This is a genomic window from Xanthomonas campestris pv. campestris str. ATCC 33913 (genome assembly GCF_000007145.1).
GTDB lineage: Bacteria > Pseudomonadota > Gammaproteobacteria > Xanthomonadales > Xanthomonadaceae > Xanthomonas > Xanthomonas campestris.
This window is the reverse complement of sequence record NC_003902.1, coordinates 2973928-2988294: the sequence shown is the minus strand read 5'-3', so window position 1 is coordinate 2988294 and position 14367 is coordinate 2973928. Positions and strand designations below refer to the sequence as shown.

The window sequence follows — 14367 nt, the reverse complement described above, 5'->3', positions numbered from 1 at the left end:
GTCATCGCGGTTATCATGTGCCGCGACGTTGAGAGCCTCCAAGGTCTTCAACAGATGAAAAACTAGGGCTTGCAATTTTCTCCCAAGTTCTTCATAATTCCGCTTCTGCTGCGGGGTGGAGCAGTCTGGCAGCTCGTCGGGCTCATAACCCGAAGGTCGCAGGTTCAAATCCTGCCCCCGCTACCAAGTTTTGATATGTTGCCTTCGGGCAACTCATCAGCTTCTTGGATCGTAAGGACGCATGTTCCCGTCCTTGCGCCGACCCTGAGAGGTCGGGCTTTTTTCACGCAAGGGGCCCATCGGGCCCCTTGTTTTTTCCGGAACCGGAAAGTTTGCTGCCGGTTGCCGGGGGTTCTACTGGCAATCATCTGATCAGGGCAGTCTGTGAGCGAAAAAGCGACCGAAATCGCCAATCTGCTGGGTCCAACGGTTGAGTCCTTGGGTCTGGAACTGCTGGGTGTCGAATATCTTCCGGCCCCGGGTGGCGCAACGTTGCGCCTGTATATCGATGTGCCGCTCGCCGAGCAGCCCGATCGCATCATCAACGTCGATGACTGCGAGCGCGTGAGCCGCGAAGTGTCTGCCCAGTTGGACGTCGAAGATCCAATCAGCGGCAATTACACCCTGGAAGTCTCCTCGCCAGGTGTGGATCGTCCCTTGTTCACGCTGGATCAGTTCGCCCGCCATGTCGGCGAGTCCGCCAAGATCGTGTTGAAGCTGGCGCAGGATGGCCGGCGCCGCTTTCAGGGCCAGATCGTCCGCATCGACACTGAAGCTGCTGCAGTCGTGTTCTCGGTCGATGGCAAGGACGTGCAGATCGGCTTCGACAATATCGACAAGGCGCGCATCCTGCCGGACTGGGTCGCACTGGGCCTGGCACCGCAGAAACCGAATAAGCCCGGCCCGAAAAAACCCGGGCACGACAAGAAGAAACCATCCAACGAGCCGGCGGCTGGCAAGCCGCGCGCGGAGTGACTAAATGAGCAAGGAACTTTTGCTGGTAGTGGATGCGGTCGCCAACGAAAAAGGCGTGCCGCGTGAGGTGATCTTCGACGCGATCGAGGCCGCTTTGGCTTCCGCGGCGAAGAAGCGCTATCCCGACCAGGACGTGCTGACGCGCGTGACCATCGATCACAAGGATGGCAATTACGAAACCTTCCGCCGTTGGGAAGTGGTGGCCGACGATGTGGTGATGGAGTCGCCCGACCGCCAGGTGCGCCTGATGGATGCCATCGAGGAAGCCGACGGCGTCGATGTCGGTGACTACGTCGAAGAGCAAATCGAAAACCCGGACTTCGGCCGCATCGCCGCGCAGGCCGCCAAGCAGGTCATCGTGCAGCGTGTGCGCGAAGCCGAGCGGCAGCAGGTGGTCGATGCGTGGAAGGATCGCGTGGGTGAGTTGATCACCGGCGTGGTCAAGCGTGCCGAGCGCGGCAACATCTTTGTGGACCTGGGCGGTAATGCCGAAGCCTTCATTCCGAAGGACAAGGGCATTCCGCGCGATGTGCTGCGCCCGGGCGACCGTGTGCGCGGTTATCTGGCCGAAGTGCGCTCAGAGCCGCGTGGCCCGCAGCTGTTCATCAGCCGCGCCGCACCGGAATTCATGATCGAGCTGTTCAAGCTGGAAGTGCCGGAAGTGGGCCAGGGCCTGGTCGAGATCAAGGCCTGCGCACGTGATCCGGGTGACCGCGCCAAGATCGCGGTGATTGCGCACGACACCCGCACCGACCCGATCGGTGCGTGCATCGGCATGCGCGGTTCGCGCGTGCAGGCGGTATCTAACGAGCTCAATGGCGAGCGCGTGGACATCGTGTTGTGGAACGAGAACCCGGCCAACTTCGTGATCAACGCGATGGCGCCTGCCGAAGTGCAGTCGATCATCGTCGATGAAGACAAGCATTCGATGGACCTGGCCGTGGCGGAAGACCGCCTGGCACAGGCGATCGGCAAGGGCGGCCAGAACGTGCGTCTGGCCAGCCGCCTGACCGGTTGGCAGCTCAACGTGATGACCGCCGACCAGGTGGCCGCCAAGTCCGAGGCTGAACAGGCATCGGCGCGCCAGCTGTTCATGGATCGCCTGGAAGTGGACGAGGAAATTTCCGCGATCCTGGTGTCCGAAGGCTTCAACACGGTCGAAGAAATTGCCTACGTGCCGGTTGGCGAGCTGCTGGCGGTGGAGGGTTTCGACGAAGACATCGTCGAAGAACTGCGCGCCCGTGCCCGCGACGCGCTGCTCAATGCCGCGCTGGCCGAGGAAGAAGGACTGGAAGGGACTCAGCCCACCGAGGACCTGCTGGCGTTGGAGGGGATGGACGAGGAAACGGCCTTTGCTCTGGCCGAGCACGGCGTGCGCACCAGCGAGGACTTGTCCGACCTGGCAGCGGACGAGATCGTCGACTTCGGCATCGAGGGCATGACCCAGGAGCGCGCCGCGGCGCTGATCCTGGCGGCCCGCGCCGAGGAGATCGCCCGTTTGGAGCGCGGCGAATGAGCCGGCAATGAACCGCGCCCTGACCCCATCAGGGCTTAGAATCAGCGTTTCCCTTGCTCTGGGCGAGGGGGCGCCAACCAGATCATAGGATCCGAATGTCGCAGCAAACCACCATCCGCAAGCTTGCCGAACTGGTCAATACGCCGGTCGATAAACTGCTGGTTCAACTGGCCGAGGCCGGAATGAAGTTCAGCGGTCCCGACCAGGTCGTGACCAGCACCGAGAAGATGAAACTGCTTGGCTTCCTGCGTCGCACGCATGGCAAGGCCGACACGCCCGCCGAAGCGGCGAGCGAAGCAGCCAAGAAGATCACGCTCAATCGGCGCAAGCTGCAGGAAGTCACGGTCAACGCCGGCCGCACCAAGACCACGGTCAACGTGGAAGTGCGGCAGAAGCGTACGTACGTGAAGTCCGAGAACGAAGGCAGCGGCCGCGCCGCGCCGATGACGCCGGACGAAGAGCGCGCCGACATCCTGGCCAAGCTCGCCGCCTCGCGTCAGCGCAACCTGGACGAGCAGCAGCGTCTGGCCGAGAGCGATCGTGCCCGCGATGAAGCCATTCAGCGCAAGCGCGACGAAGAGCAGGCAGCAAAAGACCGTGTAGAAGCCGAGCGCAAGGCTGCCGAGGAAGCCGCTGCGGCTGCCAGTGCGCCGGCCCCGGTTGCAGCTGCACCTGCGCCGTCGTCGGCGCCTGCCGCGCGTGCACCGTCTTCGCCGTCGTCGGCACCGCGTCCGGCCCGTCCGGCTGGCGCCTCGCCCGCCTCGCGTCCGGCGACGCCGGCACGTCCGGACGATCGCAACAATGCCGCCAAGCACAAGACGCGCGGTTCGCACGTCATGGTCGCTGGCGTCGAAGACGACGATGCGACCAAGCGCTTTGCCGGTCAGCTGCATCTGTCTGCGGCCGATCGTGCGCGCCGTTCCAACGTGCGTGGCAAGCCGACCGGCCGTCCGGGTTCGTCCTCGTCGCGTCGCAACGATGGTGGTCGCGGTAGCAATCAGAGCAACAGTGGCCCGCACGGGTTCGAGCGTCCCACCGCACCGGTGGTACGTGAAGTGGCGATCGGCGAGACCATCACCGTGGCCGATCTGGCGCAGAAGCTCGCGCTCAAGGGCGGCGACGTGGTCAAGGCGCTGTTCAAGATGGGCGTCATGGCGACCATCACCCAGAGCATCGATCACGACACCGCGGCGCTGGTGACCGAAGAACTCGGCCACAAGGCGGTGCGTGCGGACAATGCCGACTTCGAAGATGCGCTGCTGGCGCATGCCGAAGACGCCCAGGGCGAGACCACCTCGCGTCCGCCGGTGGTCACCATCATGGGTCACGTCGATCACGGCAAGACCTCGCTGCTGGATTACATCCGTCGGACCAAGATCGCCTCTGGCGAAGCCGGCGGCATCACCCAGCACATCGGTGCGTACCACGTCGAAACCGGCCGTGGCGTCATCAGCTTCCTGGATACGCCCGGCCATGCCGCGTTTACCTCGATGCGTGCGCGCGGCGCCAAGATCACCGACATCGTGGTGCTGGTCGTTGCAGCCGATGACGGCGTGATGCCGCAGACCAAGGAAGCGGTGGCGCATGCCAAGGCGGCAGGCGTTCCATTGATCGTGGCAGTCAACAAGATCGACAAGGCCGGCGCGGATCCGCTGCGGGTCAAGAACGAGTTGCTGGCTGAAAACGTGGTGGCCGAAGACTTCGGTGGCGATACTCAGTTCATCGAAGTGTCGGCCAAGGTCGGTACCGGTGTGGACACGCTGCTGGATGCAATTTCGCTGCAGGCAGAAGTGCTGGAACTCAAGGCAGTGGCCGATGGCCGCGCCAGCGGTACCGTGATCGAATCGTCGCTGGACAAGGGCCGCGGCCCGGTCGCGACGGTGCTGGTGCAGCAGGGTGCGCTGAAGCGTGGCGACTACCTGGTGTGCGGTATTCAATACGGCCGCGTGCGTGCGTTGTTCGACGAAACCGGCCACCAGCCGGCCTCTGCGGGCCCGTCGATTCCGGTGCAGGTGCTCGGCTTGTCCGGCGTGCCGGAAGCCGGCGACGACTTCGTGGTCGTCGACGACGAGCGTCTGGCCAAGGACGTGGCGCAGCAGCGCGAAACCAAGCGCCGCGAATCGCGTCTGGTCGCCTCGGCCACCAACCGCATGGAAGACATCCTGGCCCAGATGGGCAAGGGCGAAGGCCAGCAGGTGTTGAACCTGGTGATCAAGGCCGACGTACAGGGTTCTGTGGAAGCGCTCAAGCAGTCGCTGGTGGCGTTGTCCAATGACGACATCCGCATCAACGTGATCCACTCCGGCGTGGGCGGCATCACCGAGTCGGATGCGAATTCGGCAGCGGCCTCCAAGGCCACGATCATCGGCTTCAACGTGCGTGCGGATGCATCGGCACGCAAGATCGTCGAGTCCAACGGTATCGATCTGCGGTACTTCTCGATCATCTATGACGTGATCGACCAGGTGAAGCAGGTGGCGTCCGGTCTGCTCGGCGTGGAAATCCGCGAAGAGATCATCGGTATCGCGCAGGTCCGCGATGTGTTCCGCAGCTCGAAGTTCGGCGCGGTTGCAGGCTGCATGATCATCGAAGGTGTGGTGAAGCGCAGCAAGCCGATCCGCGTGCTCCGCGACAGCGTCGTGGTGTTCGAGGGCGAGCTGGAATCGCTGCGTCGCTTCAAGGAAAACGTCGACGAAGTGCGCAACGGCACCGAGTGCGGTATTGGCGTGAAGGCCTACAACGACGTCAAGGCGGGCGACCAGATCGAGTGCTTCGAGCGCATCGAAGTGGCGCGTACGCTGTAACACCATCGCCGGGGCCGCGCGGCCCCGACGCTGCATGACGCGGGCGGCCTGGCCGCCCACGTCTTTTTTTGGCTCCGGTGCCGTTCGGCCCGATGCATCAACCAGGTCCATGACCATGCCAACCAAATCATTCCACCGTACCGACCGCGTTTCGGCGCAGGTACGCCGCGACCTCGGCACCATCGTGCACGCCGCGGTGCGCGATCACGGCCTGCCGTCGGTCAGCGTGTCCGATGTCGAAATCAGCCGCGATCTGGCGCACGCCAAGGTGTTCGTCACCGCGCTGCAGCAGGAGCGTTCCGCCGAGGCGGTGAAGGGGCTCAAGGAAATCGCCGGGCAGTTGCGCACGCAGCTGGCACGCGCGATGAAGTTGCGCCACGTGCCCGAGTTGCACTTCCACTATGACGATTCGGTGGACCGCGGCGAGCGCATCGATAACCTGTTGCGCGATCTGGACGATATCGGCCCCGAGGCCGCGCCCGATGCGCAGGATGCCGAGCCGCGCTGAGCGACGGCAGCACGTGGCCGCCGCTCCGCGCGGCCTTGACCATGCGGGCCGCATCGCGCCCGAGCGAGCGTTGATCCCGTGAGACCCCGCATCACCTTCCGTCCGCTGCATGGCATTTTGTTGCTCGACAAGCCGGCCGGACTCAGCTCGAACAATGCACTGCAGGCCGCCCGCCGGCTGCTGCGTGCCGAGAAGGGCGGCCACACCGGCAGCCTGGATCCGCTGGCCACCGGCCTGCTGCCGTTGTGCTTTGGCGAGGCCACCAAGATTGCCGGCCTGTTGCTGGGCTCGGCCAAGGCCTACGACGCCGAGATCGTGCTGGGCGTCACCACCGATACCGACGATGCCGATGGGCAGCCGCTGCGTGAGCGCTCGGTACCTGCGCTCAGCGAGGCTGCATTGCAGGCGGCGCTGGCGCCGTTCATCGGCCGCATCCAGCAGCAGGCGCCGATCTATTCGGCGCTCAAGCAGGGCGGCGAGCCGCTGTACGCCAAGGCGCGCCGTGGCGAGGTCATCGAGGCGCCGGTGCGCGAGGTCGAGGTGCATGCCATCACGTTGACCAGCTATGCGTCGCCGCGGTTGCGGTTGCGCGTGACCTGCGGCTCCGGCACCTATATCCGTAGCCTGGCGCGCGACCTTGGCGAGGTGCTGGGCTGTGGCGCGCACATCGCCGCGCTGCGCCGCGTGTGGGTGGAGCCGTTCCGCACGCCAGAGATGATCACCCTGGAAGCGCTCACCGCGCTGGTCGAATCCGGCGCCGATGCGGCGCAATTGCTGCTGCCAGTGGCCGCCGGGCTGAGCGATTTTGCGCAGATCACGCTCGACGCCACCTTGGCGGCGCGCTTTCGCATGGGGCAGCGGTTGCGCGATCCGGCATTCCCGGAAGGGCAGGTTGCGGTGTTCGATGCGGACGGCAGCCCAGCCGGGCTGGGCCTTGTCGACGCGGACGGACGGCTGTCGCCGCAGCGCCTATTCAACGGTCTGAACGCCGCTGCAGCTTGTTAAGGTTTAGTCAACTTGTTCCCGGGGCCGCGCGACGTTACAATTTTGCGGCCCCGATCGGGGCACCCTCAGCGCCAAGCGCGCACATTCCTAGCAAACGGCGAGTCCGACGGTGCGTCATGCACGTTCCTGTCGACCACGCATCTATCGAGAACACATCATGTCCGTCGACACCCAGAAAGTTATTGAAGACAACAAGCGCAGCGCCCAGGACACCGGTTCGCCGGAAGTGCAGGTCGCTCTGCTGACCGCGCGCATCGAGCTGCTGACTGGTCACTTCAAGACCCACAAGAAGGATCACCACAGCCGTCGCGGTCTGCTGCAGATGGTCAACCGTCGCCGCAGCCTGCTCGACTACCTGAAGAAGAAGGACGGCGAGCGCTACAAGTCGCTGATCGAGAAGCTCGGCCTGCGCCGCTAATCGAGTCCTACCGCCGCGGCGCAGCGATGCGCCGCGGTTTCGTTTTGGTCGTTCGCAATTTGTAATCCGTAAAGCGTCACATGCGTCATGGGCCGGAGCCTCCCGGCCGCCCGTTCTCGGCATGGGTCGACGACGGTCCAACGAAGACAGTTACACCTAAGGAAAAAACCTCCGTGGCAAAAATCACCAAAACCTTCCAGTACGGCAAGCACACCGTCACCCTGGAGACGGGCGAAGTCGCTCGCCAGGCGAGCGGTGCCGTCATCGTCAAGATGGACGACACCGTACTGCTGGTCACCGCCGTCGCCGCCAAGACCGCGCGCGAAGGGCAGGACTTCTTCCCCCTGACGGTTGACTATCAGGAGAAGTTCTATGCCGGCGGCCGCATCCCGGGCGGCTTCTTCAAGCGCGAAGGACGTGCGACCGAGAAGGAAACGTTGATCTCGCGCCTGATCGATCGTCCGATCCGTCCGCTGTTCCCGGAGGACTACAAGAACGAAGTGCAGATCATCGCCACGGTGATGTCGATGAACCCGGACATCGACGGCGATATCGCCGCGCTGATCGGTGCGTCGGCTGCGCTGTCGTTGGCCGGTACCCCCTTCAACGGCCCGATCGGCGCCGCCAAGGTGGGCTACAAGAACGGCGAATACATTCTCAACCCGACCATCACCGAGCTGAAGGATTCGCAGCTTGAGCTGGTTGTGGCCGGTACGGCGAACGCCGTGCTGATGGTGGAGTCGGAAGCGGCGCTGCTGTCGGAAGAAGTGATGCTGGGCGCGGTCACCTTTGGTCATCGCGAGATGCAGAAGGTCATCAACATCATCAACGAACTGACCGTCGAAGCCGGCACCAAGCCCAGCACCTGGGTGGCCCCGGCCAAGAACACCGCGCTGATCAGCGCGTTGAAGGAAGCGGTTGGCACCCAGCTGGCGGGTGCCTTCCAGGTGCGCGACAAGCTGCAGCGTCGCGACGCCATTTCGGCGATCAAGAAGGACGTGCTCGAGTCGCTGGCAGGCCGCGTGGCTTCCGAAGGCTGGAGCTCGGCCGAGCTGTCGAAGGAATTCGGCGAGCTGGAATACCACACCATGCGTGACTCGGTGCTGGAGACCAAGGTGCGTATCGACGGCCGTGCACTGGACACCGTGCGCCCGATCTCGGTACAGGCCGGCGTGCTGCCGCGGACCCATGGCTCGGCGCTGTTCACCCGCGGCGAGACGCAGGCGATCGTGGTCACCACGCTGGGCACCGCCCGCGACGGCCAGGTGATCGACGCGGTCGCTGGCGAGTACAAGGAAAACTTCCTGTTCCATTACAACTTCCCTCCGTATTCGGTGGGCGAGTGCGGCCGCTTTGGCGCGCCGAAGCGTCGCGAGATCGGCCACGGCCGTCTGGCCAAGCGCGGCGTGTTGGCCGTGATGCCGAGCCTGGAAGAATTCCCGTACACCATCCGCGTTGTCTCGGAAATCACCGAGTCCAACGGTTCCTCGTCGATGGCTTCGGTGTGCGGCTCCTCGCTCGCACTGATGGACGCCGGCGTGCCGGTCAAGGCACCGGTGGCGGGTATCGCCATGGGCCTGGTGAAGGAAGACGACCGCTTCGTGGTGCTGTCCGACATCCTGGGGGACGAAGATCACCTGGGCGACATGGACTTCAAGGTGGCCGGTACTGCTGAAGGCGTGTCCGCGCTGCAGATGGACATCAAGATCGAAGGCATTACCGAAGAGATCATGAAGCAGGCACTGCAGCAGGCCAAGGCTGGCCGTCTGCACATCCTGGGCGAGATGTCCAAGGCGCTGACCACCCCGCGTCAGGAGCTGAGCGACTACGCGCCGCGCCTGCTGACCATCAAGATCCACCCGGACAAGATCCGCGAAGTGATCGGCAAGGGTGGCTCGACCATCCAGGCGATCACCAAGGAAACCGGGACGCAGATCGATATCCAGGACGACGGCACGATCATCATTGCTTCGGTCAACGCGATTGCCGCGCAAGCTGCGAAGTCGCGCATCGAGCAGATCACCTCGGACGTGGAGCCGGGCCGCATCTACGAAGGCAAGGTCGCCAAGATCATGGACTTCGGTGCGTTCGTGACCATCCTGCCGGGCAAGGATGGCCTGGTACACGTGTCGCAGATTTCCAGCGAGCGCGTGGAGAAGGTCGGCGACAAGTTGAAGGAAGGCGATCTGGTCCGCGTCAAGGTGCTGGAAGTGGACAAGCAGGGCCGCATCCGTCTGTCGATCAAGGCAGTGGAAGAAGGCGAAGGCGTGCCTGCATCGGCTGAGTAATCGCCGCTGCATGTGCGTTAGAAAAAGCGGGCTTCGGCCCGCTTTTTTGTTGGGCGAAGTACGGTGCAGTACAGCGTTTGTTTAGGGTGTTGTTGTGCACGCATAAGGGAGTGCGTACATGTGCGCATGCGGCAAAGCCCAGCGCATATCGCTTTGGTTGGATCTGTTCGAATGGACGGAATCGTTTCTCCGAAACCCGGCTGACCAATGCCGCGGCTTTTCCCGCCGGGAGACGTGCCCAATGGAACGGATTGCGGTACGTGGAAGGCAGCGGGATCGCTGCGCTCATCCCTTTAACCCCAATCACTTTCCGGTGGTAGAGGGGGGGGGCGACTCGCATCGGTTCGATCAGCGAGCGGGCGGTTCTATCCGCGAGAAGCTGCTTCTGGCTCTCGTTGGGAGAACGTGCTCCGCGCGCACATGAGGGCGCAAAGGAATCAAGGGGCAGGGCGCCGCGGCTAAAGAAAGCGACAGCCAGCTGCTGGGAGGTCACCAGCTGGTGGGAGGTCAGTGCAGCACAGCTGACACTCGAAGGGCAGCGCTTCGCGTACGAGGCTTTGCTCGTACCCTCGCGCTTGAGCGAGGGGGGAGAGGCGGCTCAACTTTTTAGTTCGATGCCGAATCGGATCCAGAACCGGATCTGTATCGCTAACGCGACAAGCCAAAGTGCCGCCTGTCTATGTCAGATAGCACGGCACAACGCGGACCCTTCGGCCTTACCTCACTCCGTCTGCGGCTGTGCAGAAGCAGGCTGGCCTTCCGGGCGCGGCGGCACCACGCGCGGGAAGCCTGGCGGCATTGGCTGAGTTGCCGGTGGCGCGGTAGGCGCGGGTAATGGTTCGGTCGGCGGCGGTGCGGTCACTGCTGCGTCTGGGCGCAGCTTCAACAGCGCGGCCCAGTCGCGGCGGTTGAAGTCGCACAACTCCTCGTGTGCCGGTGTGCACTCGCGCGCCGCGCCCAGGCTGTCCTCGTTTTCGCTCTGGCCCTGGCTGGCGTCGGTCTGCGGCGTGGGCAGTACCACGCGGCCGGCGCGATCCAGCGGCATCTTGCGCATCATCACGGTGTTGAAGACGTTGCCGCCGATCAGGTAGAGCGTGCGATCGCCCCCGACATTGGCCGCCACCACCACGTCGCAATGCGACTTCCATGGCATCGGTGCGCTGCCGCCCAGTGCGGCCCGCAGGCCGGCATAGCCGAGCGAGACATCGCGCCCGCGCAACAGGCACAGCATGTCGCCAGGTGCGGGTTTTTCCACGGCCGGGTCGGTGAACTGGTATGGGCCGGTGGCCCCGTCGTGATAGGCGCTGCGGATGTAGTCCAGGTGACGCGCGGAGCGGCGGAAGCCACTGACGCCGGCTTGCGTCATCACCCACGAAATGAAGGCGGCCGACCAAGGGTTGTCGACCAGGAATGCGCGGCAATCACTGGCGGTGTAGCGGCTGCCGTCGAGGGCGGCACAGCTGGACGCGCCCGCGCTGCCCCCCATCGAGGCGAGCGTGCCGCTATCGCGCCAGTAGCCGGCGACACGTTGCCAGGCAATCATGCCGTCGTCGGCGAGCGAGGCGGACTCCGCCTCGGTCACGCCCAGGCTGGCGAGCTTGCCTTTGCTGTCGATAAAAGGGCGCTGCCACAGTCGGTGCTCGTTGCAGGCGCTGCGCACGATGGCGATGGCGGCCGGGCTGGTGCCGAAGCGTGGTGGGATATCGCACACTTCCGCTGCGGCGGCCGTGCCGCCCCAGCCTGCCAGCAGCAGGCAGATCCATGGCCAAGGTTTTGCAGTCATTACCGATTCCGCATAGAACACTGCGCGCAGGCTGACAGAGCTGCCTGCGGACAGGCGTGAAATCAGTAAGGCGCCGGCCCCAGCTTGAGCGACAGATCCACCGCCTGCACATGCTTGGTCAGGCCGCCGATGGAAATGCAATCCACGCCGTCCTGCGCAATGGCGCGAATGCCGGCCAGATCCACACTGCCGGAGACTTCCAGCGGGATGCGTTGCGCTGGCGGCAACGCGGCCACGATCTGCACGGCGGCGCGCCGCATTGCCGGGTCGAAATCATCGATGAGGATGCGTGTGCACCCCACCTGCAGCGCCTCGCGCAGCTGCTCCAGCGTTTCCACCTCCACCACCAGCGGCAACTGTGGTTGCTGCACGCGTGCAGCGTGCACGGCGGCGCTCAGCGAGCCCGCCGCACGGATGTGGTTTTCCTTCAGCATCACGGTGTCGAACAGGCCGATGCGGTGGTTGTCGCCGCCGCCGCAGCGCACCGCGTATTTCTGTGCGGCGCGCAGGCCGGGCAGGGTCTTGCGGGTGTCCAGGATGCGTGCACCGGTGCCGGCCACCGCTGCGACGTAGGCCGCGGTGGTGGTTGCCGTGGCAGAAAGTGTCTGCAGGAAGTTGAGCGAGGTGCGTTCGGCGCTGACCAGGCTGCGGCTGCGACCGTGCAGGGTGGCCAGCACGGTGCCGGCGCCGACGCGGTCGCCTTCCTGGATACGCCATGCGATCTGCACCTGCGGATCCAGCGCGCGGTGCGTGGCGTCGAACCACGGCCGCCCGGCGATCACCGCGTCCTGCTTGCACAGTAGATAGGCCGTGTCCGGCGCGTCGGGCAGCAGTGCGGCGGTGACATCGCCGCTGCCGATGTCTTCGGCCAGTGCGCGCGCCACGTCTGCCTCCACCAGCGCATCGGCTGGCGCGACAGGTGCGGTGGTGGTCATGGCCGAACTCACTTCTCGGGGAAGTCGGCGATCTGGCTGGGGTTGATGGCTTCTTCGGCCAGCAGCACCGGGATGCCATCGTCGACGCGGAAGATCTGTTTGCGGTCGCGGGTGATCAGGGCCTCGCGCAGCGGTTGGTCCTGCACGGCGCCGTCGACGCGTTGCAAGGTGCCGGCGGCGATGGCGCGGTTGAGTGCTTCCAGGCCCTTGCCATCGAGCAGCGAGAGCGGCTGGCGGGTGTCGGGGGAGCACAGCAGGTCGAGCAGTTTGCGATCCATCGAAGTCTTGTCTTGCGTGGAAGATGGCTAGAATACGTCTTTACAGCAGGGCAGGGCCATGACCTCCAACCACTCCGCGCCGCTGGTCGGCATCGTGATGGGTTCCCGTTCGGACTGGGACACCATGCAACACGCAGCTCAGAAGCTCGATGCACTGGGCGTGCCGTACGAGGTCAAGGTGGTCTCGGCCCACCGCACACCGGATGTGTTGTTCACCTACGCCGAACAGGCAGGCGAGCGCGGCCTGCGCGCGATCATCGCCGGCGCTGGCGGTGCCGCGCATCTGCCCGGCATGCTGGCGGCCAAGACCGCAGTGCCCGTGCTGGGCGTGCCGGTGCAGTCCAAGGCGCTCAACGGCATGGATTCGCTGCTGTCGATCGTGCAGATGCCAGCCGGTATTCCGGTGGCCACCTTCGCGATCGGCAATGCGGGCGCTGCCAATGCGGCCCTGTTTGCAGCAGCGATGCTGTCGCCGGAGCAGCCGCAGATCGGTCAGGCATTGGCGCAGTTCCGCGCCAAGCAGACCGACGATGTGATGGCCAGCGACGATCCCCGCCAATGACTACGGTCGGCATCCTGGGCGGCGGCCAATTGGCGCGCATGCTGGTGTTGGCCGGTGCGCCGCTGGGGCTGCGGTTTGCCGTGTTCGATCCGGCAGCCGACGCCTGCGCAGGGCAGGTGGCGCCGTTGCAGGTGGGCGCATTCGACGACGCAGCCGCACTAGCTGGCTTCGCCGCGCAGGTGGACGTGCTCACCTTCGATTTCGAGAACGTACCGGCCGCCAGCGCGCAGCAGTTGGCGACGCAGGTGCCGGTGTTCCCCAACCCTGCCGCACTGGCTATCGCGCAAGACCGGCTCAGCGAAAAAACCTTGTTCCGCGAACTGGGTATCCCGGTGCCCGAATTTGCCGCCATCGATGACCGTGCCGGCCTGGATGCCGCACTGGCGCGCATTGGGGCGCCATGCGTGCTCAAGACGCGACGCTTCGGCTACGACGGCAAGGGGCAGTTCCGGATCAAGACGCTTGCCGACGCCGATGCTGCGTGGGATGCCTTGGGTGCGCAGGCGGCCACGGCTGGCCTGATCGTGGAAGCCTTCGTGCCGTTCGAGCGCGAAGTCAGCGTGGTCGCTGTGCGTGGCCGCGATGGCGGGTTTCGTGCCTGGCCATTGACCGAAAACTGGCATGTGGATGGCGTGCTCTCGGCCAGCCTGGCGCCTGCCAGCGTGGACGCCGGGTTGCAAGAGGCGGCTGAAGCGCATGCGCGTGCGCTTGCCGAACGCCTGGACTATGTCGGCGTGTTTGCATTGGAGCTGTTCGTGCGCGAAGGCACCCTGCTGGCCAACGAAATGGCCCCGCGCGTGCACAATTCCGGGCACTGGACGATCGAAGGCGCAGAAACTTCGCAGTTCGAAAACCACGTGCGGGCCGTGCTGGGCTTGCCGCTCGGCAGCACTGCCATGCGTGGCCATGCCTGCATGCTGAACTGGCTGGGCGCCATGCCCGATGCAGCGGCCTTCCTGGCAGTGCCTGGTGGGCATTGGCACGATTACGGCAAGCAGGCGCGTGATGGGCGCAAGGTGGGGCATTCGACGGTGCGCGCGGATACGCCGGCGCTATTGGCGCAACTGCTTGGCGACGTTGGTCAGGCCTTGCAGCGCGATGCGCAGACGGCGCCGGTTGTGGCGCGGTTGGCGCCTTAGCGTGCGCGTGGCGCTGCAAGCGGGGCAGTGCCGCTAAGTGCTGAGTGAGTGTTTTAACTGCGTGCTGCGTCCTTGAAGCGTGAATGCAAATTCAAGGGCGCGCTGTGCATCACACCAGAGCTAACGCGGTGGCATCGCCTGGCGCGTTGGTGCCCC

The 14367-nt window shown here is 64.8% G+C and carries 12 protein-coding genes and 1 tRNA gene; 10 read left to right on the top strand and 3 right to left on the bottom strand.

What is annotated here, in order from left to right:
- Nucleotides 1-109 precede the first annotated feature (109 nt).
- The 8 genes from XCC_RS13070 (at nt 110) to pnp (ending at nt 9514) form a co-directional block, all read left to right on the top strand.
- Nucleotides 110-186, top strand: a tRNA-Met gene (locus XCC_RS13070).
- A gap of 198 nt (nt 187-384) precedes the next feature.
- Nucleotides 385-975 (top strand): ribosome maturation factor RimP, encoded by a 591-nt coding sequence (gene rimP, locus XCC_RS13065; protein ID WP_011037646.1) that lies wholly within the window; start codon nt 385-387, stop codon nt 973-975.
- 4 nt (nt 976-979) lie between these two features.
- Nucleotides 980-2491 (top strand): transcription termination factor NusA, encoded by a 1512-nt coding sequence (nusA, locus tag XCC_RS13060; RefSeq protein ID WP_011037645.1) that lies wholly within the window; start codon nt 980-982, stop codon nt 2489-2491.
- A gap of 95 nt (nt 2492-2586) precedes the next feature.
- Complete coding sequence (infB, locus tag XCC_RS13055; RefSeq protein WP_019237528.1) at nt 2587-5295, top strand: translation initiation factor IF-2; 2709 nt, start codon at nt 2587-2589, stop codon at nt 5293-5295.
- A gap of 115 nt (nt 5296-5410) precedes the next feature.
- Nucleotides 5411-5803, top strand: coding sequence for a 30S ribosome-binding factor RbfA (gene rbfA / locus XCC_RS13050; RefSeq protein ID WP_029216910.1), 393 nt, complete (start codon nt 5411-5413; stop codon nt 5801-5803).
- Nucleotides 5804-5881: 78 nt separating this feature from the next.
- Entirely contained in the window at nt 5882-6808 is a 927-nt protein-coding gene (gene truB / locus XCC_RS13045) for a tRNA pseudouridine(55) synthase TruB (RefSeq protein ID WP_011037642.1), read from the top strand.
- Between the two features lie 157 nt (nt 6809-6965).
- Entirely contained in the window at nt 6966-7226 is a 261-nt protein-coding gene (rpsO, locus tag XCC_RS13040; RefSeq protein ID WP_011037641.1) for a 30S ribosomal protein S15, read from the top strand.
- A gap of 173 nt (nt 7227-7399) precedes the next feature.
- Nucleotides 7400-9514: a polyribonucleotide nucleotidyltransferase gene (pnp, locus tag XCC_RS13035; protein ID WP_011037640.1), complete on the top strand. Its 2115-nt coding sequence runs from the start codon at nt 7400-7402 to the stop codon at nt 9512-9514.
- 721 nt (nt 9515-10235) lie between these two features.
- Here pnp and XCC_RS13030 read toward each other — a convergent pair.
- The 3 genes from XCC_RS13030 to XCC_RS13020 form a co-directional block, all read right to left on the bottom strand.
- A complete protein-coding gene (locus tag XCC_RS13030) occupies nt 10236-11297 on the bottom strand; it encodes a DUF2272 domain-containing protein (RefSeq protein ID WP_019237529.1) in 1062 nt (353 codons plus the stop codon).
- A gap of 62 nt (nt 11298-11359) precedes the next feature.
- Nucleotides 11360-12232 (bottom strand): carboxylating nicotinate-nucleotide diphosphorylase, encoded by an 873-nt coding sequence (nadC, locus tag XCC_RS13025; protein WP_011037638.1) that lies wholly within the window; start codon nt 12230-12232, stop codon nt 11360-11362.
- 8 nt (nt 12233-12240) lie between these two features.
- The gene (locus XCC_RS13020; RefSeq protein ID WP_011037637.1) at nt 12241-12510 is read right to left on the bottom strand and encodes a Trm112 family protein; all 270 of its coding nucleotides are present in this window, start codon (nt 12508-12510) and stop codon (nt 12241-12243) included.
- A gap of 58 nt (nt 12511-12568) precedes the next feature.
- Here XCC_RS13020 and purE point away from each other — a divergent pair, with 58 nt between their 5' ends.
- A complete protein-coding gene (purE, locus tag XCC_RS13015; protein WP_011037636.1) occupies nt 12569-13072 on the top strand; it encodes a 5-(carboxyamino)imidazole ribonucleotide mutase in 504 nt (167 codons plus the stop codon).
- On the top strand, nt 13069-14211 hold the full coding sequence (locus tag XCC_RS13010) for a 5-(carboxyamino)imidazole ribonucleotide synthase (RefSeq protein WP_011037635.1): 1143 nt from the start codon (nt 13069-13071) through the stop codon (nt 14209-14211). Before purE ends, XCC_RS13010 begins: the two co-directional genes overlap by 4 nt.
- The last annotated feature ends 156 nt before the right edge of the window (nt 14212-14367 follow it).

Excerpts from the sequence above, each read along its gene's own strand:
- nusA (WP_011037645.1), top strand. The coding sequence starts at position 980 with ATGAGCAAGGAACTTTTGCTGGTAGTGGATGCGGTCGCCAACGAAAAA.
- infB (WP_019237528.1), top strand. The coding sequence starts at position 2,587 with ATGTCGCAGCAAACCACCATCCGCAAGCTTGCCGAACTGGTCAATACG.
- rbfA (WP_029216910.1), top strand. The coding sequence starts at position 5,411 with ATGCCAACCAAATCATTCCACCGTACCGACCGCGTTTCGGCGCAGGTA.
- rpsO (WP_011037641.1), top strand. The coding sequence starts at position 6,966 with ATGTCCGTCGACACCCAGAAAGTTATTGAAGACAACAAGCGCAGCGCC.
- XCC_RS13030 (WP_019237529.1), bottom strand. The coding sequence starts at position 11,297 with ATGACTGCAAAACCTTGGCCATGGATCTGCCTGCTGCTGGCAGGCTGG.
- nadC (WP_011037638.1), bottom strand. The coding sequence starts at position 12,232 with ATGACCACCACCGCACCTGTCGCGCCAGCCGATGCGCTGGTGGAGGCA.
- XCC_RS13020 (WP_011037637.1), bottom strand. The coding sequence starts at position 12,510 with ATGGATCGCAAACTGCTCGACCTGCTGTGCTCCCCCGACACCCGCCAG.
- purE (WP_011037636.1), top strand. The coding sequence starts at position 12,569 with ATGACCTCCAACCACTCCGCGCCGCTGGTCGGCATCGTGATGGGTTCC.
- XCC_RS13010 (WP_011037635.1), top strand. The coding sequence starts at position 13,069 with ATGACTACGGTCGGCATCCTGGGCGGCGGCCAATTGGCGCGCATGCTG.